The 20,672-nt window shown below is 45.4% G+C and carries 16 protein-coding genes and 1 pseudogene; 11 read left to right on the forward strand and 6 right to left on the reverse strand.

Annotated elements, in window-relative coordinates; genetic code table 11:
• Window positions 1–116 precede the first annotated feature (116 nt).
• From M5J74_RS28875 to M5J74_RS28885, 3 genes are all read left to right on the forward strand, one after another.
• On the forward strand, window positions 117–1,403 hold the full coding sequence (locus M5J74_RS28875) for a glutamyl-tRNA reductase (protein ID WP_015157308.1): 1,287 nt from the start codon (window positions 117–119) through the stop codon (window positions 1,401–1,403).
• A 168-nt stretch (window positions 1,404–1,571) separates the two neighbouring features.
• Window positions 1,572–1,865, forward strand: coding sequence for a nucleotidyltransferase family protein (locus M5J74_RS28880; protein ID WP_015157309.1), 294 nt, complete (start codon window positions 1,572–1,574; stop codon window positions 1,863–1,865).
• Complete coding sequence (locus M5J74_RS28885) at window positions 1,862–2,215, forward strand: DUF86 domain-containing protein (RefSeq protein ID WP_015157310.1); 354 nt, start codon at window positions 1,862–1,864, stop codon at window positions 2,213–2,215. The genes M5J74_RS28880 and M5J74_RS28885 overlap by 4 nt, the downstream gene beginning before the upstream one ends.
• Before the next feature lie 157 nt (window positions 2,216–2,372).
• Here M5J74_RS28885 and M5J74_RS28890 read toward each other — a convergent pair whose 3' ends face one another.
• The 5 genes and pseudogenes from M5J74_RS28890 to M5J74_RS33725 all read right to left on the reverse strand — a co-directional run bounded on the left by M5J74_RS28890 (window position 2,373) and on the right by M5J74_RS33725 (window position 6,288).
• Window positions 2,373–2,576 carry a hypothetical protein gene (locus M5J74_RS28890; protein ID WP_015157311.1) on the reverse strand — a complete coding sequence of 68 codons (204 nt, stop codon included), beginning with the start codon at window positions 2,574–2,576 and terminating at the stop codon, window positions 2,373–2,375.
• Window positions 2,573–3,085 (reverse strand): hypothetical protein, encoded by a 513-nt coding sequence (locus M5J74_RS28895; protein ID WP_106167978.1) that lies wholly within the window; start codon window positions 3,083–3,085, stop codon window positions 2,573–2,575. The genes M5J74_RS28890 and M5J74_RS28895 overlap by 4 nt, the downstream gene beginning before the upstream one ends.
• A 232-nt stretch (window positions 3,086–3,317) precedes the next feature.
• Entirely contained in the window at window positions 3,318–3,623 is a 306-nt protein-coding gene (locus M5J74_RS28900) for an RNA-binding protein (protein WP_106167977.1), read from the reverse strand.
• Between the two features lie 190 nt (window positions 3,624–3,813).
• Entirely contained in the window at window positions 3,814–5,940 is a 2,127-nt protein-coding gene (gene recQ, locus M5J74_RS28905; protein WP_250014728.1) for a DNA helicase RecQ, read from the reverse strand.
• A 102-nt stretch (window positions 5,941–6,042) separates the two neighbouring features.
• Window positions 6,043–6,288: pseudogene (locus M5J74_RS33725) on the reverse strand (UPF0175 family protein).
• 145 nt (window positions 6,289–6,433) lie between these two features.
• Here M5J74_RS33725 and M5J74_RS28910 point away from each other — a divergent pair.
• From M5J74_RS28910 to M5J74_RS28935, 6 genes are all read left to right on the forward strand, one after another.
• On the forward strand, window positions 6,434–7,471 hold the full coding sequence (locus M5J74_RS28910; RefSeq protein ID WP_250014730.1) for a helix-turn-helix domain-containing protein: 1,038 nt from the start codon (window positions 6,434–6,436) through the stop codon (window positions 7,469–7,471).
• Window positions 7,472–8,062: 591 nt separating this feature from the next.
• The gene (locus M5J74_RS28915) at window positions 8,063–9,319 is read left to right on the forward strand and encodes a response regulator (RefSeq protein ID WP_250014732.1); all 1,257 of its coding nucleotides are present in this window, start codon (window positions 8,063–8,065) and stop codon (window positions 9,317–9,319) included.
• A gap of 128 nt (window positions 9,320–9,447) precedes the next feature.
• A complete protein-coding gene (locus M5J74_RS28920) occupies window positions 9,448–9,810 on the forward strand; it encodes a response regulator transcription factor (protein WP_015157319.1) in 363 nt (120 codons plus the stop codon).
• Window positions 9,811–9,823: 13 nt separating this feature from the next.
• Entirely contained in the window at window positions 9,824–10,348 is a 525-nt protein-coding gene (locus M5J74_RS28925) for a chemotaxis protein CheW (protein WP_015157320.1), read from the forward strand.
• Window positions 10,349–10,515: 167 nt separating this feature from the next.
• Window positions 10,516–14,136 (forward strand): GAF domain-containing protein, encoded by a 3,621-nt coding sequence (locus M5J74_RS28930; protein ID WP_015157321.1) that lies wholly within the window; start codon window positions 10,516–10,518, stop codon window positions 14,134–14,136.
• Window positions 14,137–14,272: 136 nt separating this feature from the next.
• Window positions 14,273–17,206 carry a hybrid sensor histidine kinase/response regulator gene (locus tag M5J74_RS28935; RefSeq protein WP_250014734.1) on the forward strand — a complete coding sequence of 978 codons (2,934 nt, stop codon included), beginning with the start codon at window positions 14,273–14,275 and terminating at the stop codon, window positions 17,204–17,206.
• Window positions 17,207–17,288: 82 nt separating this feature from the next.
• Here M5J74_RS28935 and M5J74_RS28940 read toward each other — a convergent pair whose 3' ends face one another.
• The gene (locus M5J74_RS28940; RefSeq protein ID WP_250014736.1) at window positions 17,289–17,789 is read right to left on the reverse strand and encodes a PH domain-containing protein; all 501 of its coding nucleotides are present in this window, start codon (window positions 17,787–17,789) and stop codon (window positions 17,289–17,291) included.
• A 267-nt stretch (window positions 17,790–18,056) separates the two neighbouring features.
• Between M5J74_RS28940 and M5J74_RS28945 the strand changes: the two genes are divergently transcribed.
• Both M5J74_RS28945 and moaA read left to right on the forward strand, forming a co-directional pair.
• Entirely contained in the window at window positions 18,057–19,502 is a 1,446-nt protein-coding gene (locus tag M5J74_RS28945; RefSeq protein ID WP_250014738.1) for an MFS transporter, read from the forward strand.
• 97 nt (window positions 19,503–19,599) lie between these two features.
• The gene (gene moaA / locus M5J74_RS28950; protein ID WP_015157325.1) at window positions 19,600–20,589 is read left to right on the forward strand and encodes a GTP 3',8-cyclase MoaA; all 990 of its coding nucleotides are present in this window, start codon (window positions 19,600–19,602) and stop codon (window positions 20,587–20,589) included.
• Window positions 20,590–20,672: the final 83 nt, after the last annotated feature.

Here is a 20,672-nt window from a genome sequence, read left to right on the forward strand (position 1 = left end):
AAGAAAAGGGAGCAGGGAGCAGGAGCGATCGAGCAGGGAGAATTCGGAATTCGGAATTAATGAAGAATTCCCTCGCCCCTCACTCCTCACCCCTAGCCCCTCATTTGGGAGGAGACATGAACATTGCGGTTATCGGGTTAAGTCACAAAACAGCCCCAGTAGAAGTTAGGGAAAAGCTGAGTATTCCAGAATCGCAGTTGGAAGGCGCGATCGCTCTTTTGTGTAGCTATCCGCATATTACCGAAGCAGCAATACTTAGCACTTGTAATCGTCTGGAAATTTATATTGTTACTCCAGAAACGGAACAAGGGATTCGAGAAGTGACCCAGTTTTTGGGCGAACATAGCAAATTACCAGTCCGCGATTTAAGACAACATTTATTTATTTTGCTCCACCAAGATGCAGTCATGCACTTGATGCGAGTCTCGGCTGGTTTGGATAGCTTGGTGTTAGGAGAAGGGCAAATCTTAGCTCAGGTAAAACAAACTCACAGTTTAGGACAACAATATAACGGTATCAAACTCATTCTGAATAAGCTGTTTAAACAAGCAATTACGGCTGGCAAACGGGTACGTTCTGAAACTAGTATCGGTACTGGTGCGGTTTCGATTAGTTCTGCGGCAGTAGAATTAGCCCAAATGAAAGTTGCTAATTTGGCTGCTTGCCGAGTGGCGATCGTTGGGGCGGGTAAAATGTCGGAGTTACTCGTCAAACATTTGGTGGCAAAAGGTGCGAGTCAAATTTGTATTTTGAATCGTTCTTTAAAGCGATCGCAAGCTTTAGCTAATCAGTTTCAACATGCAGATTTAAAACTTTGTTTACTATCAGAAATGATGCCAGTGGTGGCAACATCAGATTTGGTATTTACTAGTACCTCGGCTACAGAACCGCTGATCGATCGCGCTAAGCTAGAAATTGCTTTAGAACCAAATCGCCCATTGATGCTATTTGATATCTCCGTACCGCGTAACGTACATGAAGATGTCAACAATTTAGACAACGTACAAGCGTTTAACGTAGACGATTTAAAGGCTGTGGTGGCTCAAAACCAAGAAAGCCGTCGCAGAATGGCAATGGAAGCTGAAAAGCTGCTGGATGAGGAAGTAGAAACATTTGACGTGTGGTGGCGATCGCTGGAAACTGTTTCTACGATCAGTTGCTTGCGTCATAAAGTCGAAACCATTCGCGAACAAGAGTTAGAAAAAGCTCTATCGCGTTTGGGTTCGGAATTTGCCGAAAAGCACCAAGAAGTAATCGAAGCTTTAACTAGAGGAATCGTAAATAAAATTTTGCACGATCCGATGGTACAGTTGCGATCGCAGCAGGATATTGAAGCGAGGCGGCGTTGTATGCAGACTCTTCAAGTCCTGTTTAATTTGGATGCTGAGGAACAGTTTGGTTAGTTTGTCATTCGTCATTTGTCATTTGTCATTCGTAGGGGCGGGTTCACCAGGAATCTTTGAATAAATACAAGGATCTTTGTCAGCCCGTCCTAACCACAATTTCAGAGCCGGAACAGAGCAGGGTAAGCTAGATTACGTGCTGTGCTTGCCTTGAGGGAGTTAGGCTTTATGAAAACGCTGGAGGAGATTAAGCAGTGGCTTGTACAAAACAAGTCATTGTTGCAGGAACGTTACAAAGTTCGAGAGTTAGGGGTTTTTGGTTCTTACGTTAGGCAAGAACAGACCGAAACTAGCGATGTGGATGTGCTAGTGGAGTTTTTTGAGACACCAAGCTTGTTGAAATTTGTCAATTTAGAGAACTATCTCAGCGATAATCTGGGAGTCAAGGTCGATCTGGTGCATAAGGCTGGTTTAAAACCACGCATTGGAGAGCGGATTTTGGCAGAGGTCGTCTATCTGTGAGTAAGCGGGAAGTTGCAGACTACTTGCAGGATATTTTGGATGCTGTTGCTGCGATCGAGCAGTTTACGACAGGCATTAACTTTGAGGATTTCTCACAAAACCTGGAGAAGGTGTTTGCCGTTTCAAGGGCGATCGAAATTATTGGCGAAGCCGTGAAGCGAATCCCCGATTCAGTGAGAAGCCAATATCCTGATATTCCCTGGCGAGATATTGCTGGAATGCGGGATAAACTAATCCATGATTATTTCAATACGGATATAGAAATTATCTGGAAAGCGGTTCAAGAAGACGTTCCTCAGTTGAAAACAATGATTTCGGAAGTTTTGCGAGATGTAAAAGACTTTTCTTAATAAGATATTGTGTAATCCGATCGGCCAAGTAAGGCAAACGTTATCTTAAGGATGAGAGCCTGTACGATCTAGACAATCCACCAGAACCCGATGTGCTAGCAGCAGAGATCGTTGAAAATCTGGAGACGAGTCTGTAGAGACGTTACATGTAAAGTCTCTACAGGACATCGACAGAAGCATCTTGGTGGAACCGAATCACCCGTGAAAGTGAAAGCCGATTATTCCCAGAAGGGCATACTGTCAGTGCGATGCTACCTTGACCGGAATCTAGTACTTGCTTGACAGTACAGATTTGTCTCTTGCTATTACAATAGGCAACAATGCGATCGCCAATCTGAATGTTTAATGCTTGAATTTTCATTGGACTACCAGAGTATGAGAAGCTTGCTGTCCAGCTTTCTGAGTCCAAATATCACCGGATAATCGTAGATGAGACATCTTGACCTCAAACGGATGTGGTGGTTCTAACGCAAATGAGTTAAAACCTTTTTCATGAGACTGAACCAAGCTAACTATCCAGGGCAGAAAATCTAAGATTTCTTCTGGCAATAGAGTTAACTCGAAGTACCAACGCTGATTCGGTTTTCGATAGTCTTGATGCTGTTTCGTAAATGTAGCTATACCAGCACCTTTATTAATAGCTAACTTCAGCAGAAATGGACGGTTGGGGATTAATTCATCAGGTGATAAGTGGACGTAAATATATACATAGTTTAATCTTTGTTGACGATCTACCCAAGAAGCTATAGAAGGATTACTAGCGGATGAGTTACTGTTAGTAATAATTACTGGAACTCTCATCTCTGTAGCAAAGAGAGAATAAAACTCACGCCTTAATTGAGTAACAATGCGTATTGCTTCTGGAGTCATATTTTAAGTGTTTTTTTACTTAAGTTGCTTTCATTTTTGGCTATTTTGTCAATACTAAGTATGGTGTTTGTAGTTGCGAAAATGCAGTCACTCCAATCTAGCTGTGTTCCTTTGTTATAAAATCAACTAGGCTAGAATTTAGCCAACCTGCTCCGCAAGCTATGTTCAAAAACAAAAGGGCAGACTCCTTGTCTACCCTCAAACCTTAGAGTCAAATTCTTTGTATCAAAGTTTAGTAACGACGAGAGTATCCCCCGTTGTTGCTTCCACGTCTACCATCAGACGAGCCTCTGTCTTCTCTAGGCTTTGCTTTATTCACCTTCATATTCCGCCCCATCCACTCAGCGCCATCGAGGGCATCAATAGCAGTGGTTTCTTCGGCATCTGTATCCATTTCTACGAATGCAAAACCACGCACTCGACCTGTTTCGCGGTCGGTTGGTAATTGAACTCTTTTTACAGAGCCATACTGTGCAAAAGCAGCGCTGAGGTCTTCTGGCGTTACCTCATATGATAAGTTACCTACATAAATTGACATACATTGTCTCCAAAATCAGAAGGTGCAGAGATTCAGATTTCGGAGAGAAGCCTGTTGATTTTAATCACAAACAATACAACCGAATTTCATTGTCTCGTCTATATGCTACCGCATTATGAGATTTTTGGACGATCGCGATCGCGGCGATCGCGATCTCAATGGCGCGCTAGTTGACCTTTTAGAGCCAGCTTCAATTTTTGTCTTTTCGCCAGCGTCCCCTCACCAAGCGGATTTCGTCGTAGGAATAATCCTCACCTAAATATTCTCGAATTGGGGTCAGGGAAATATCACCCAGTTTTTCTAAAGCTTGACAAATTTTAATCTGGCGATCGCGATTCACTAAACGATCTAAATCTACATCTTGATTCTTTTCCACCAAATCTGACAGGTGGCGGATAATTGTTGTCGGGCGCAAATCTCGCTTTTGGGCAATTTCTGCTACGCTTAATCCTTGTTGATATAAATGTAATGTAAATTGTTCGGTGTCAGTTGGTATATTTGAAGTTTGGGTTTGAGTTTTAGTGTAAGCTTGAATTTCTGTTAAGAATTTATTGCCATACTGAGCTATTTTATGTGAGGTTACACCCGAAAGTTGGGCAAATTCAGTTAAAGTTTGTGGTTGCTGCAACGCCATCAATTTCAGCGTAGAATCGGCAAAGATGACATAGGGTGGAACTGATTGTTCGTCAGCAATTTCTTTACGCAGCGATCGCAATTTTTGAAATAACATTTCGACTTCAGCCGTTCGTGCTTCTAACGGTTGAGCCGAGAGATTTGGGGTGGTATCGATTGCAATTGAAACTGTCCGCTGTCGCCGCATGACTTCCCAACTTGCAGCATTAAGTTTTAAAACAGAATAACCATCAGTTGTTTGATCTAGTAAACCTTGGTGTAGTAGCGATCGCCCTAACAATCGCCATTCTTCTACAGTTTTATCTTTGCCAATTCCGTAAGTTGAAAGTTTATTATGGTTGTATTGCAAAACTTTTTGATTTTTAGAACCGCGCAAGATATCAATAATGTGATTCATGCCAAATTTCTCTTTGCAGCGCGCCACGCAAGAAAGAAATTTCATCGCCTCGATTGTCCAGTCCGCAACTGGTTTAGGTGCAAGACAATTATCGCAACCGCTACATTGTCCGGCAAATCTTTCGCCAAAATAGCCTAAGACAATTGTGCGCCGACAATCTGTCCCTTCAGCAAAATCTATGACCTGACGCAACTGTTGACGGGCAATTCTTTGTTCTTGCAAATCGGTTTTTTGGTCGATTAAATATTCAATTGTTTTGATATCACCGTAACCTAAAAATAGAGTACAACGGGCTGTTTCACCATCTCTTCCCGCCCGTCCCGATTCTTGATAGTAACCTTCAATATTTCGAGGTAAATCGTGATGGATAACGAATCGTACATCAGGTTTATTAATTCCCATCCCAAAGGCGATCGTTGCTACCATAACTCTGACATCATCGCGAATAAAACGGGTTTGATTTTCCGCTCTTTCTGTATCGCTTAAACCTGCATGGTAAGGTAGAGCCGCAATTTTGTCTTGTTGTAACTTAAAGGCAATCTCATCTACTTTACGACGACTGAGACAATAGACAATTCCCGATCCTTCCGATTGACGAATAATTTGTAAAAGTTGGCTGTAACTTTGCTTTTGTTTCGGTTGAACTTCGTAGTAAAGATTAGGGCGGTTGAAACTCGCAATATGAATGCTAGGTTGTGATAATCCTAACTGTTGAATAATATCTTGACGAACTCTATCTGTGGCTGTGGCGGTGAGGGCGAGGGTTGGTACACCAGGGTAACGCTGACGCAACTGTTTTAACTGGCGATATTCGGGGCGAAAGTCGTGTCCCCACTCCGAGACGCAGTGGGCTTCATCGATTGCAAAAGCTGCAATCCCGATTTTCTCGCGAATTAAGTCGAGAAAAGGCAGAAATTTTTCGTTTAACAGGCGTTCTGGGGCGACGTAGAGGAGTTTAGTTTTGCCGCTGAGAATCGCTTGTTCCCGCGATCGCACTTGATGTAAGTTGAGGCTGCTATTGAGAAATGTTGCCCCAATTCCGTTATCTCGCAGCGCCTCCACCTGGTCTTGCATGAGGGCGATCAGGGGGGATACGACTACAGTTAAACCTGGCTGTAACAGGGCTGGCAGCTGAAAGCAGAGAGATTTTCCGCCACCTGTAGGCATGACAATCAGTTGATCCCGATTTTGCAGCGCTTGTTCGACGATTTGTTTTTGTCCAGGGCGGAAGCTATCGTAGCCGAAGTAGTGTTTGAGTGCTGCTTCCAGGGATTGAAACCGAGGCATGGTTGAGGTAGTGTGCGGGATTACTATATTGTATTTTGCCCAGATTCACGATGCGCGAAAAGGTTTGTAGTTGGAAAATAGGCGAGGTATCGCTGACAGCGATCACAGCCTACCCATTTCCCACAAATTCTTAATATCTTGTTCAAAATCTTCCACACCGTAATGAACTAGAATTTGGCGACTCGCCAGTAGATGCTGAAATGCGATGCGATTCGTTCCAGCAAATCAACTCGCTTGGGCTATGGTTAATTTCTCCTTTTAAAACAGCATCACTGCAATTTCCTGTTTCATTGCGGCTTCACTCATGCGAGTCGTCGCTAGCATTTCGTCAAAAATAGTAATACTCATCCTTTTCGTCCTTTGATGTTAATATTTAATCTATATTACATACATAAGACGTAATGTATTTAAGCTAGGAAGTTCTCTCAGGTATTAAAGGGTCATTCTCCATTGAAGCAATGTGGCGTGGACAGTAGTTAAAGCTGGGTAATTTATGGATGATATTTTGCTAGAACAGCTCTTGAATGAAGATGAAAGCTCATCTCTTGACTTCAAGCGAGATCAATATCCCTTTGCTAATGCTAGTAATGAAGAAAAAAGTGAACTTCTTAAAGACATATTAGCTTTTACTAATGCTTGGCGAAGAACATCTGCTTATATACTTGTTGGAGTCGATGAAGTAAGGGGTGAGAGGAGTCGTGTTGTAGGAGTTCAGCACCACTTAGATGATGCAAGCCTTCAACAATTTGTCAACAGTAAGACACAGCATCCCATAGAATTTTCCTATAGGGCATATCCGTTTGAAGGTCGTCAGATTGGTATTATCACTATACCAATGCAGAAGCGTCCAGTTTTTCTAAAGCAAAACTATGGACAATTGAAAAAAAATATTGTCTATGTTAGGCGTGGTAGTTCATCTAGGTTTGAAGCCACAATAGAAGAAATAGCAAGTATGGGTGCTGCTGAGGTAGTACAAAATCTAACAGAAGGGCTTAGTCCTTTAATCCAATATCAATATAAACCAGTAAAGCTACTTCCTTTTACTTCACGAAGTCTAATTCAATGGATACAGATTGGACTTTTTTCAAGTATTGTTGGCTTGATTTATACTTTTTTTAATCCGACAAGTTTAGTTAAGTGGGGACGGATTGGAATTTTCCCTAGTATCATCGGCTTCATTTATACCTATGTCATTTTAGGAAGTAACTTTTCTATTGCTTTTTTCTTATTGGCTTGGTTGAGTGCCACATCTTTAGGTTCAGGCTCGGCGCTCAGAAATAAGAGAAATGTTTGGTTAAAAGCTGGGATATCTTTAAAGAGTAATAGCAATGGAAACATTTTTTTGACCGAAACTTATGGTGTATGCCCTTTTTGCAATGGAACTGTCAAGCTAAAAGCTATGCCTAAAGGTTCAGATCAGAGAAACATGGGAATTTGCCAGATAAATTCTGAGCAGCATACTTTCTCTTTTGACTTCACAACTTATATGGGAAAATATTATCCAATTGTTTGGCGTAAGCCTTCAAGCTAAACAGCCATAGACATGAAGAAATCAAGTATTTTCGATTACGAGCTTGTGTTACGATCGCGTATCATTATTGGTATTGATGGGGAGAATGGTACTGCCGATCGCGCCCTTACATATAGCTCTAGTTCATATCGTGCGCCTTCAAGAACGACAAGGCTTTATTAGACAAACAGAAATCTCTGCGATCGCTCTAGTCTAGAAACGAGAGAAAGCCAGTATCATATTCAGGTACAAGCTGCGGTATTTTAATATACATAAATTTGCAGTAGGGGCAAACAAACAAGACAATAGCGAAAGCTGGCTCGGGTGGGACAACTGCTTGACTTCAGGAGGGCTTAGACTTTATGCTCTATGAAAAAAGTCAAAGCGATAAGCGATATAAATCTGCAAGTAGCTTAATTTTCTAAAGATTATTACTGGCAATTGACAATTTGCTTCTAGTACTATTAAGTATTCACAAATTCTCTTATTCTTATTAATCAGAATTAGTAACCGAGTCGATGGAGTGAAATGCCAGGAGTAGAACTGCTCGATTCAGCAGGTAGCATTTGAGGCTGACCTGCTCTACCGAGAAGGTGAGTCGGCGCGAACATCATGCGTCGATACGAACTAGATTGTCACATACCAACTACCAACACAAGCATCTGCCACATGGAATCGGCAATGACTGAGAGTCATTTACATACAGTGAAACTAAACAACTGGCTACAAGCTTGGAGCCAAGGGCAATTAAGGAACGGTAGGTTGAAGATTCAAGACTCCAATGGACGGCAGCAGTGGAGTTTGTATTTTCACTTGGGTCATCTGATTGGGGATGCAGGCGGAGTGCATCCCCGGCGGCGTTGGCTGCGTCAGTTGGCGCAGTACTGCCCTCAAATTCAAGTCGATCCGATACACCTTTACCAAGAACAAAAATATCGCCGCGACGATTATGAGTTTTTAGCTGCATTGATGAGCAAAAGAGAGATACTGCGCCAGCAAATGGTATCGGTGGTTCAAGGTAGCGTAGCAGAAGTCTTATTTGATATTCTGCAACAGGAACAGTGGCTGCGCGATCGCTCCCTTCCGCCCCTGAGCTATACTTTTACTCCCGAAGAAAACTTATATGCTGCGCCTTTAGTTTTTCTCTCTCCAGATCGTTCTTGGCAGCAAGCAAAGCAGGCTTGGCAGAAATGGTGTCAGGCGGGACTAGAAGAGTTTTCACCGAATGTGGCTCCGTTGATCTGGCAGCGCGAAGAATTGCAGCAACAATCTTCACCCGTCGTCTACCGCAGTCTGGTATCGATGGTAGATGGTAAGCGAACGCTGCGAGATTTAGCCTTGAGATTGCGACAAGACCCGATATTACTCACCCAATCTCTGCTCCCCTATATCCGGCGCGGCTGGATGAAGTCGATTGAAGTGGGGGATATTGGCGAGAAGCTGGAACACATCATCAAGAGAGGTTCCCAGTCTTCTACCGCACAGCCAAAGACGACGAGTCCTCTCATAGCCTATATCGATGACAGTCCTAGAGATAGCCAGTTGTTAGGCAGAATTCTCACCCAAGCAGGCTATCGATACATCAGCTTGCAAGACTCCGTGCTTGCCCTACCAATGCTTTTAGAACATAAACCTAGTTTAATTTTCTTAGATTTGGTGATGCCGATCGCCAATGGTTACGAAATTTGCGCCCAAATCCGCCGAACTTCTGTATTGAAAGATACACCCGCCATTATTTTAACCAGTAACGACGGGATTATCGATCGCGTCCGTGCCAAAGTCGTGCGATCGACAGAATTTATCTCAAAACCAATCGAAGCGCCGAAAATCCTCAACGTGGTGAGAAAATATTTAGAATTCGGCGATTGAAATACTCGCGTTGCCGACGAGAAACCAGCGATGGAATATGGAATTGATTGAAATCGACCGAGCCTTGTTGTCGCGAGTGGGGTGGTAAGCAGGACAATTGAATTGGAGCAATTGGTAGGAGAGAGTTTGTGAGTACAGTTTTGTTAGTAGAAGATAGTTTGACTGATGCCGAACTATTAACCCGCTATCTCAGACAAATAGGATTAACGGTAATTGGCGTGCAAAGCGGTGAAGAAGCCGAGGCACAGCTAAGATTGCAAACACCAGACTTGGTGATCTTGGATGTCATTTTACCTGGTCAAAGTGGATTTGAACTCTGTCACAGCTTGAAAACAAATGATGCAACCAAGAAAATCCCAATCGTGATTTGTTCTTCCAAAGGTACGGAAGTCGATCGCCTGTGGGGTTCTATGTTAGGTGCAAATGCTTACATAGCTAAACCAGTAGACCAACAACAATTACTGCAAGTCATCCAACAGTTTATTTTATAGTTTTAGAGAACTTATGGAGATACTTGATTCTCTAGCTAAAACGAGTTCGTTACGACTGGATGGAGTAGCACCATCCTCCCAGGAAAAGTTTCTCCGCTGTCGCCTCGGCTCCCAAGATAGCGGTTTGCTGGCTTTAATTCATGTTGCCGAAGTTATACAAATTGTATTAGCAGAAATATTACCCGTACCCGCCATGCCTGAATGCATTTTGGGAATTTGCAACTGGCGGGGAAAAATGCTGTGGCTAGTCGATCTGAATCTCTTTCTCGACTATCCGCCCCTTGTCGCCTCAGAAATCGCCAGCGTCCCGCTGATGGCGATCGTCATGCAGATTGAAGGACAGTCAATGGGTCTAGTGGTATCGCAAGTGCAGGATATCGAATGGCACGATCCGAGTCAGATTCAACCAGCAACAGCAAGTTTATTTGCTGCCAAAACCTTACCCTTTTTACAAGGATACTTGCCTCAAGCCGATGCTATAGTCCTCGACCCCGAGGCGATCGCCCGTTGTCCGATGTGGCAACTGCATAGGGGATAGGGGAGAATTCAAAATTCGGAATTCGGAATTCGGAATTGAAGATGCACCACGCACCGCGCACTACTCTCTACTGACAACTGATAACTTTGTACAGACGTTACATGTAACGTCTCTACACTGATAAATACTCACTACTCACTCTCCTAACAACTAACAACTAACAACTAATGCAATTTAAAAATTTATTTAAGCAAGAACAGGAACTTCCAGAGCAGAGACAACAATATCGCGGTAGCACAAAAATACTGCCACCTTTAGATAGCACGCAGCAGTCTGCTAGTGACGCAGTTGCAGATGCAACTCAACCTACCGCACTAGTCAATGCCATGAAAGCGGAATTAGAACAAGCGGGATTGTTGAATGCACCGGAAGCTAGAGCTAAGTTTCTCCAGTTGGAGCAATTGGCACAAATGCTTCAAATGGGAATGAAAGACCAGGATGTAGCAACTGCTAGTAGCTTCAAAAGCGAACGGCAACGATTGAGCGCGATCGCCAGCGTGATGCGACAAGCGGCAGCAGAAGACGGACTGTTACCAACGACAGCTCATCTGGTGTGTCAGTATCTGCAAGCCGACCGAGTATTAATTTATCGTTTTTTGGATGAGGAAAAAGGTGTTGTTTTAGCAGAGGCAATGGTGGGAGATTTTACCCCGAGTTTGGGGGAAACTCTAGCAGTGCGGATGTTTGGGGCAGAAAATTTACAAGCGTACCAACACTCGCCCGCGATCGCTCTAGCAGATATTTATCAAGCTTCCTTGAGTCCCTATCAAATTCAATTGCTAGAACGGTTTCAAGTTTGTGCTAGCTTAAGCGTCCCGATTGCTTTGCCAGAGGGAGGATGGGGTCTGTTGGTGGCGCAGCAATGCCAGAGTCCTCGTAGTTGGACGGAAAGCGAAATCAGTCTGCTGGATCGAGTTGCCACTGAATTAGCCTTGCTCGTACAACCAGAAGAATACAAGATTCTTTTGCGATCGCTTGGCGAACAGCAAAAAGTCTTAGCGCGGGTGATTGAAAAAATTCAAGGTTCCCCCGACATTGGCAGTATATTCCGCACGACTACTCAAGAATTACGCCAGTTACTCAAAGCAGATCGAGTGGCAATTTATCGTTTCAATCCCGATTGGAGTGGGGAATTTATTGCGGAGTCCGTCGCTGCTGGCTGGGTTTCGGTGATTGAAGCGCAGGAGGGAGACGAGGTTTTAAAAAGCGATCGCGCCAGCCAAGACCGCTGTACGTTAAGAAACTTGACAGCCTATACTCCTAACGCCGATGCCGATACCTATTTGCAAGATACAAAAGGTGGTGGCTACGCTAGAGGGGAAAAATTTAAGCGCGTGGATGATATCTACACGGCGGGATTTTCTCCCTGTTATATCGCCAGCTTAGAGAAATACCAAGCGCGGGCATATGTCATCGTTCCCATTTTCCAAGATACGAAACTATGGGGACTGCTAGCTGCTTATCAAAATTCTGGTCCCCGCCACTGGCAAGACGGGGAAGTCAATATCATGCTGCAATTAAGCAATCCCCTCGCAATTGCTTTGCAACAGGCAGAAGTCCGTCAGCAATTGCAGTCTCAAGCCGATCGAATTGCCCAAGCCGCCGAACGGGAACGTACCGTGACTCGGATTATCGATAAGATCCGGCAGTCTTTGAATATCAATAATATATTTAGAACCACGACATACGAATTACGCCAATTACTCAAAGCCGATCGAGTCGCGATTTATCGCTTCAATCCCGATTGGAGTGGGGAATTTGTGGCGGAATCCATCGCTCCTGGGTGGCGATCGCTACTAGAAGCGCAAAAACAAGACGATAGCCTCCAGCATAACTTTACGGACGATGAAGGCTGTGTCGTCAAAGATATACCTGCGCCAGGATCGACTACCGTTGATACTTTCTTACAAAATAACAAGGGTAGTTCGCTGCGAGACAAGCAATATCTTCAAGTCGATGATGTTTACAAGGCTGATTTTTCGGCGTGCTATATGGAATTGCTCGATAAATTCCAAGCCAGAGCCTACATTACCATACCAGTTTATCAAGGAGATAAGTTGTGGGGCTTGTTGGCTGCCTATCAAAATTCTGGAGCGCGCCACTGGCAAGCAGAGGAAATAGAAATTATGCTGCAAGTACGTAACCCTTTGGGGATTGCGCTACAACAGGCAGAAGCATTACAGCAAGTCCAAGCAACATCGGCAAAATTGAGCCGTGCGGCAACTATAGAACAAGCCGTGACTCGAATTACCAGTCGCTTGTTGCGATCGCTCGATACGGAGTCGGCGATTTATAAAATTATTCCGAAAGAAGTGCGGCAAATGCTAGCAGCCGAGCGCGTAGTTTTGTATAAATTCAAGCCCGATTGGGGCGGCGAGTTTGTCGCAGAATCCGTGGCGGCTGGGTGGAGTAGCTTGCTAGAAGTCTTACCCGTAATTGAAGACAGCCACTTACAAGACACCCAAGGCGGACGCTATCGCCAAGGAGGAACTATAGCTGTAAACAATATTTATACAGCAGGACACTCTGCTTGTCATGTGGAACTGCTAGAGCAAATGGAAGCCAGAGCCTACACGATCGTCCCCGTCTTCGTTCAGCAGGAACTTTGGGGTTTACTCGCAGCCTATCAGAATTCTGCGCCCCGTGAATGGGAAGAAACAGAAGTCAGTGCCTTAGCACAAGTAGGCAACCAAGTCGGCGCAGCGTTACAAAAAGTAAATTATCTAGAACAAATTCGCACTCAGACAGAACAATTGCAACAACTCGCCCAAAGGGAAAAAGTAGCCAAAGAACAACTTCAGCAAAGGGCGATGCAGCTACTCGTTGCCGTGCGCCCCGCTCTAAATGGCGATCTGACAGTCCGCGCTCCCATCACAGATGATGAAGTTGGGACGATCGCGGATGCTTACAATAATACCTTGCAAAGCCTGCGGCGAATTGTCATGCAATTACAAACGGCATCGACACAAGTTAGCCAAACTTCCCAAAATAGCGAGTCGGCAATGTCGGCACTGACGATACAAGCACAACAACAATTGACAGCGTTGCAGCGTGCCATGACCGAAATTCAAGCGATGGTTGATGCTACCACAGTTGTAGCTGCCGATGCCGCACAGGTAGAAAAAGCGGCGCAACGCACCCACCAGACCGTACGGCAAGGGGATGCGGCAATGAACCGCACGGTGGAGGGGATTCTTGCCTTGCGGGAGACAGTAGCAGAAACCAGCCAATTAATCCAGCGCTTGAGTGCCTCCTCGCAAAAGATTTCTAAAGCCGTAGACGCGATCGGTAACTTTACGACTCAAACTCAACTTCTCGCCCTCAACGCCGCGATTGAAGCGACTAGAGCCGGAGAATACGGTCGAGGCTTTGCTGTAGTTGCCGATGAAGTGCGATCGCTTGCCCGTCAGTCAGCCACAGCAACCACAGAAATTGGCAAGCTCGTGCAAGAGATCCAAGCCAGCACGGCGCAAGTCAGCCAAGCAATGGAAACAGGCGTGCAACAGGCGATCGCCAGCAGTCATTTAGTCAGCGATACCCGCTCTAGCCTCACTGCGATCGTGGAAGCCACCGCCGAAATCGGTCAACTCGTTGCCGGGATTAATCAAGCCACCCAATCGCAAACTCAGCAGTCCCAGTCCGTCACCCAAGCCGTATCCGAAGTGGCAAATATTGCTACCAGAACCTCCGACGATGCCACTCTGCTATCTATCGCCTTCCACGAATTACTCATCATGTCACAAGAACTACAAGCCAGTGCTAGTAAGTTTATTGTGAGTCGGGAGTAAGGAGTCGGGAGTCAGGAGTGGCTAGTGACTAGTGGCTGGTGGCTAGTCATTGCGACTTGCGACTTGTAACTTGAATTGTCTCCCTTGTCTCCCTTGTCCCTCCCCAACCCCTAACTTCTAACTCCTCACCCCTAGTATGAACGACTCGCTCCACGAACAAAGCTATGCTTACTTTCTCCAAGAAGCACCGCAATTGTTGCAAGTTTTGGAAGAGGAATTATTGAATCTGAAAGCCGAGTGGAGTATGAATAAGGTTCATACTCTCATGCGGGTAACTCACACGCTTAAAGGCTCGGCGGCTTGTGTTGGTTTGGACAGTATCAAGCAGATCGCACACTCTTTTGAAGATATTTTCCGCCACCTGTGCCGACCGGAAGTTACGCTCGATCGCGAAACGGAAGCCTTACTATTTGAAGCTTATGACTGCCTGCGTACCCCTTTGATGGCAGAAATTACTGGCAGCCACAGTCATGATGCCGAAGTCTTCGATCGCGCTGCCGCAGTTTTTAGCGAATTGCAAGCAAAACTAGGAGTTAATTTCGCGTCAGAAGTTGAAATTCCTAACTCAGATGAATTGGGGTTTGATGTCACCAAATCTATTTTTGAAGTTGGAGTAGCTCAACGCCTGGCAGAGATCGATCGCGCTTTAGCTGGTGGGGAAGTGGAGACGATCGCGATCGCGCTGCAAACTCAAGCCGAAGTCTTTTTGGGCTTGGCAGAGTCTTTAAATTTACCGGGATTTGGAGCGATCGCCGCACTGGCGATCGCAGCTTTGGCTGGCGATCCCGACAAAGCGATAACCATTGCCCAAATAGCCCTAGCAGACTTTCAACAAGGGCAAGCATCCATCCTAGCAGGCGATCGCAGTGGAGGTGGGAGTCCTTCGGCGCAGTTGTTGGAATTGGTGGGAGGAGAGGACAAGGAAGACAAGGGGGACAAGGGGGACAAGGGGGACAAGGGGGACAAGGAAGACAAGGGGACAAGGGGACAAGGAAGCTTTTCTTCCCCAACTCCCCCAGCTCTCTTCTCCCCGACTCCCACTCTCCCACTCCCGACTCCCGAAGATGAAAACTCCTTGTTAGAGTCAATCTGGACGATCGCCGAACCTGTAGACGATGAGGAAGCAGAACCATCAGAGCCGTCAGAGACAGTCACCACAGCAACCAATACTAACTCCGAGCGATCGGTGTCGCCACCTTCATCTTTAGCGAAAAGAGATGCAGCTATGTCGGATACAGTCAGAGTTAATGTCGGGCATTTAGAGCGGCTGAATTATTCGATTGGCGAATTGCTGACTAATCAAAACCGCCAGACTTTACAAGATGAAAAACTACAAGGCGGGATGCAAGGGTTACTTGAATTAATCCAACAGCAACAGCAAATGTTGATGGAACTCAAGCAGCGCTTGGACTTACAGGAAAAAGACAGTTCTAGTAAACTTGCCGTGTTGGTGCAATCTTTATTAGCAAATGGAGCGCAACTGCAAGCAACTGGGGATGAAATTGACATTTATACTCGTCAGTCTAGCCAGATGTTGGAAAAACAAAGCCGCTTGTTAAATAGCGTGCGAGATGAGTTTTTGACAGCGAGAGTTATTCCCATCAGCGTTGTTTTCGATCGCCTGCCCCCTATTTTAAGACAACTAGAAACTCTGCACGATAAGTCTGTAGCGTTGGATTTCAGCGGTAAAGAAGTATTCATAGACAAAGCCGTCGCTGAAAAACTTTACGACCCCCTTTTGCATTTGGTGCGCAATGCCTTCGATCATGGTATTGAGCCTAAGTCTAGGCGATCGCAATTGGGGAAAGCGTCAACGGGTCGAATTGCCATTCGTGCTTTTCATCAAGGCAGCCACCTGACAATTGAAATCCAAGATGACGGACAAGGACTCAATTACGATCGCATTCGCCAACGAGCGCTCGAAATGGGTTTAGTTTCACCAGTTGACGCTAGCAGTCTCAGCGAAGTTCAGCTAATGGATTTTATTTTTGAACCAGGCTTTTCGACTGCGACTCAGGTGAACAACCTTTCAGGACGAGGTGTGGGACTAGACGTGGTTCGCGCTCAGTTACATTCTCTTCAAGGAGCGATCGCGGTTTATTCTCAACCCCAACGCGGTACGACTTTCATCCTCCAAATTCCCTTAAGTTTGACAATTGCGAAATTATTTCTCTGTCAGGTTGGTTCTACTACCTATGCTTTACTCGGAAGCGCGATCGAGCAAATCTTACTACCTCAACCAGAACAATTGCGCCCTTGGCGGGGAGGTAAGGTATTGCGATGGGGTGAAGCAAATGCAGAACAGTTAATTCCTGTTTTACTCCTGAAAGGAATTTTGCCCTACTTTGCACCGCTAACGTCTCCTGCTGATAGTTCCACCGCTCTACAAGGACGCATTGTATTGCTACGCTATCAAGACCAACTTATAGCAGTAGAAATAGACCAGGCGATCGGCGAACAAGAATTGGTGATTCGACCTCTAGACCCGACGATCGTTCCGCCTAGCTATGTTTATGGTGGTAGTATTTTGGCTGATGGCAAACTTACCCTGGCAATTGACACTACTGCTTTAGCAAAGTACGTACTAGAGCGACAAGTAACTCAGGGCATGGGGCAGGTGAGGAGTGACAAGGATAGCAGTCTACTAGGTAGCGTTACGCCTATGCGCTCGATTGGGGAATTGCCATCGAAACAAACTGCTGTGGGAGCAAAAATCTTGTTAGTCGATGATTCGCTCACTTGGCGACAAACTTTAGCACTGACGCTACAACAGGCTGGATATCTAGTGATACAAGCAGATAACGGTCGCGAGGCAATGACACAAATGCGATCGCATCCCGATTTTGGGGCGATCGTCTGCGATTTAGAAATGCCAGAAATGAATGGCTTGGAATTACTCCACTACTGTCGTCAATCTTCAAGTTTTGCCCAAATTCCCTTTTTAATTTTGACTGCTAATACTGATGCAGAAAATCGGACGGCAGCAATGGAATTAGGCGCAACTGACTATATCAATAAATCGCGATCGCACCAGGAACTTTTGGCAACTGTGGCTCAGTTAGTTCGATAAAGTGTCATTGGTCATTTGTCATTCGTCATTTGTAATTAGTGAGTGGCTGATTTTGACTTTTGACTTTTAACTTTTGACTTACCTACATCATTTGCCGCACTTCTCTGACAAACTGTTCTGGATTATCTGGAGTCAGGACGATCGTGCGCTGCGGAAATCTCAAAATTACAGATCGCAGGGGATCGGTAGCATAAGCTTGATAGGAACCAAGGCGATCGTTGCGAAACCGTCCAGTTATCGCAAATAATCCCCCATTTCCCCACGTTCGTAGCGAGTTGTCCATAGCGTGCGGATTGCTCTCAGCATTGATTAGCTGCGTTAATGGAATCTTAGAATTCCAGCCAAAGCGCTGAATGTAAAGTGCGTCATTTGTTAGTTTGTATCCTCTAACACCGAACAGCGCCGATGCAATAAGAATTGCTAGAGGTAGTACAACCATTGCTAGTAGCCAGAAAAAATTGTTCCGTTCTTCCCCTACTAATAAGCCAATCAAAGCTACCCCTAGCAAAATAGAGCTAAAGAGCATAGTACTGAAAATGAGTGACTTATCCCAAGGGGCATTAAAAACCGTACCCGTATACATAAGTTCCCTCCACTTTTCAAACTTCAGAATAGTTTGACTGTAGTATCGATCGCCAACTACCAACTACCCATTACCAACTACCCATTACCAATTCATATCAAAATCTTTCTTCCCCTTGACACTTGCCTACCTCTTTCGGGCTAACTTATGCTGCTCGAAATGCTGCTAAACGAGCCTTTTCGACCGCTAATTATAGGCGTTGAAAAATGTTAAGTTGGCAGAGCGCGATCGCCTAAACTCATTATTTACTCAACTCTTGTAGAAACCTTGTCAGCTCTCAGCAATACGCAACCTCTAGCGGCTGTAACAGAATTAACCACCACCCACCAGCCGCCGATAATTTCTAAACCCGTCCTTCGGACTAGCCTCAAGGCTTCTACTATCGATGGTGTTTTTGCTGCCATCTTTTCTAGCGTTACCAGTGGTGTCTTACTAACTAACTTTTTGCTTCAGTTGGGGGCAAATCCTCTAGAAGTTGGAATGCTCTCTTCGATTCCAATGCTGACGAGTTTACTACAACCATTAGGAGCATACTTAGCCGAACGAAGTAGCAGCCGTCACTTTTTTTGTTGGTGGACTTTTATCCCCGCACGACTGTTATGGTTAATTCCCATCGCAGGTATTTGTTGGATTGTTTGGTTTAATACTAACTCTCACCAATTAGTCAGTTTGACTTTGGTAACAATTTTTGCTAGCAACATTCTTGCAGGCTTAGGGACTTCCTCATGGTTGAGCTGGATGGCGGCTTTAGTCCCCCATCGCTTGCGGGGTCGATATTTTGGCTTTCGCAATAGTGCGGCAAGTTTGACGACTTTAATCGCCGTACCACTAGCCGGATTTGCGATTTCAATTCTGCCTGGTAGCACCATTCAAGGATACGGAATCGTCTTGGGATTGGGAATTATTGCAGGAATTCTCAGTTTGGCGTGTCAAAATTTTATGGTCGATGTCAATCCCCAATTGCCACCACCATCGCTGTTATCGCCATCAAAATCAAATTCTCTAGCAGTAGCAGAAGTCATACAACCGCCGCCAATTTTTAGCTTGTTCCGAGATTTAAATTTTGTCAAATTTCTGCTGTACTTCGGTTTGTGGGCATTTGCGGTTAACTTAATCGTGCCGTTTTATAACCTTTACTTGCTAGACAATTTAAAACTAGACCTCAATTGGGTGTCTTTATATACGAGTCTCCATGCAGGCACGAACTTGGTGATGCTGCTTATTTGGGGTAAGCTAGCCGATCGCCTGGGGAATCGTCCCTTATTGTTAATAGTAGGGATTTTAGTGGGAGTTTTACCTTTATTTTGGCTGGGAACGGGAAATAACTTATTATCGCTGTGGTTGTGGTTGCCGCTCATTCACCTGGTTAAAGGTTCCCTGTGGGCAGCAATTGACTTGTGTAGTAACAATATCCAAATGGAATTAGCACCCAAGTCCCATCCTTCCAGTTATTTTGCGATCGCTGCTGCCACTGCTGGGGTATTTGGCGCTTTGGGGACAACTGTAGGCAGTCAACTCGCAACTTTAGATGCGATCGGCGGTCTACCTGGAGTATTTATTATTTCTGCTATTGTGCGCTTACTTGCTTTATTTCCCTTAATTTTCGTCCGCGAACCGCGCAGCCAGCCTCTTACGCAAGTTTTGCGTCACTTACGGAAACCGCAATTAGTAACACAGGAGCCTGCAACAAGCGCGACTAATTCTGCACAATAAAGGTGAGTAGTGAGTGGTAAGTAGTGAGTAGTGAGTCGTCACCTCCGACTCCCGACTCCCAACTCCCGACTCCCGTTTTCTCACCCGAATCAACAGCATGAATCAAGTAGATTACCTCCGAATTAGCTTAATCGATCGCTGTAACTTTCGGTGCCAGTATTGTATGCCCGAAGGTGCAGAGCTGGATTATATTTTGCGACAACAGCTATTGACGGCTGAGGAATTGCTAACTTTAATTCGCGAGGTATTCATTCCAGTAGGGTTTACGCGATTTCGATTGACTGGCGGCGAACCATTACTGCATCCGCAGGTTGTGGAAATTGTCCGGGCGATCGCAACTCTACCTCAAACTCAAGACCTGGCGATGACAACAAACGCATTTTTGTTGGCAAACAAGGCACAAAATCTCTACGATGCCGGGTTAAGACGGATCAATATCAGCCTCGACTCCCTCGATCCTGAAGTGTTCGATCGCATTGTGGGTAGTCGCGGACGTTCCCGTTGGCAGCAGGTTTGGGACGGCATTCTCGCCGCGCATCGGGTGGGTTTCGACCCCTTGAAATTGAATGTCGTCGTGATTCCTGGGGTAAATGATTGCGAAGTCTTAGATTTAGCCGCCCTTACCCTAACTCGTTACTGGCACGTCCGGTTTATTGAATTTATGCCTATCGGTAACTCACAACTATTTGGCGATCGCGGTTGGGTTGCTTCGGCTGAGTTACGCCAGCGCATCTGCGAGGCTTACGGCTTAGTCGAGTCGCAAGTGCGGGGTAATGGACCTGCTGACGTATTTCAAATTCCTGGGGCAAAAGGGACGCTGGGATTTATCAGCCAAATGTCAGAATGTTTTTGCGATCGCTGCAATCGAATGCGTCTGTCTGCTGATGGCTGGCTGCGTCCCTGTCTGCTCAACGAAATGGGACAAATTGACCTTAAATCTGCCCTGCGCGCTGGCGTTCCTACTACTGAAATTCGCGATCGAGTAGCCCAACTACTTGCCCTGAAATCGGAGATTAATTACAAACAAAGAGAATCTGGAACATCTGCCGGAACTTATGCCCGTACCATGTCGCAAATTGGCGGATAGTAGGGGCGCACAGCTGTGCGCCCCTACCCCCAATTTCTGCGCGCCCCTACCCCCAATTTCTGTGCGCCCTCATCCAAAATCAA

This window comes from Chroococcidiopsis sp. CCNUC1, assembly GCF_023546805.1.
In the GTDB taxonomy this organism is placed as follows: domain Bacteria; phylum Cyanobacteriota; class Cyanobacteriia; order Cyanobacteriales; family Chroococcidiopsidaceae; genus Chroococcidiopsis; species Chroococcidiopsis thermalis.

Bases quoted from the DNA above. Each gene is read 5' to 3' on its own strand.
- M5J74_RS28925 (WP_015157320.1), top strand. From the start codon at position 9,824: ATGGAGATACTTGATTCTCTAGCTAAAACGAGTTCGTTACGACTGGAT.
- M5J74_RS28930 (WP_015157321.1), top strand. From the start codon at position 10,516: ATGCAATTTAAAAATTTATTTAAGCAAGAACAGGAACTTCCAGAGCAG.
- M5J74_RS28910 (WP_250014730.1), top strand. From the start codon at position 6,434: ATGGATGATATTTTGCTAGAACAGCTCTTGAATGAAGATGAAAGCTCA.
- M5J74_RS28915 (WP_250014732.1), top strand. From the start codon at position 8,063: ATGCGTCGATACGAACTAGATTGTCACATACCAACTACCAACACAAGC.
- moaA (WP_015157325.1), top strand. From the start codon at position 19,600: ATGAATCAAGTAGATTACCTCCGAATTAGCTTAATCGATCGCTGTAAC.
- M5J74_RS28890 (WP_015157311.1), bottom strand. From the start codon at position 2,576: ATGAAAATTCAAGCATTAAACATTCAGATTGGCGATCGCATTGTTGCC.
- M5J74_RS28940 (WP_250014736.1), bottom strand. From the start codon at position 17,789: ATGTATACGGGTACGGTTTTTAATGCCCCTTGGGATAAGTCACTCATT.
- M5J74_RS28875 (WP_015157308.1), top strand. From the start codon at position 117: ATGAACATTGCGGTTATCGGGTTAAGTCACAAAACAGCCCCAGTAGAA.
- M5J74_RS28900 (WP_106167977.1), bottom strand. From the start codon at position 3,623: ATGTCAATTTATGTAGGTAACTTATCATATGAGGTAACGCCAGAAGAC.
- M5J74_RS28880 (WP_015157309.1), top strand. From the start codon at position 1,572: ATGAAAACGCTGGAGGAGATTAAGCAGTGGCTTGTACAAAACAAGTCA.
- M5J74_RS28935 (WP_250014734.1), top strand. From the start codon at position 14,273: ATGAACGACTCGCTCCACGAACAAAGCTATGCTTACTTTCTCCAAGAA.
- M5J74_RS28895 (WP_106167978.1), bottom strand. From the start codon at position 3,085: ATGACTCCAGAAGCAATACGCATTGTTACTCAATTAAGGCGTGAGTTT.
- recQ (WP_250014728.1), bottom strand. From the start codon at position 5,940: ATGCCTCGGTTTCAATCCCTGGAAGCAGCACTCAAACACTACTTCGGC.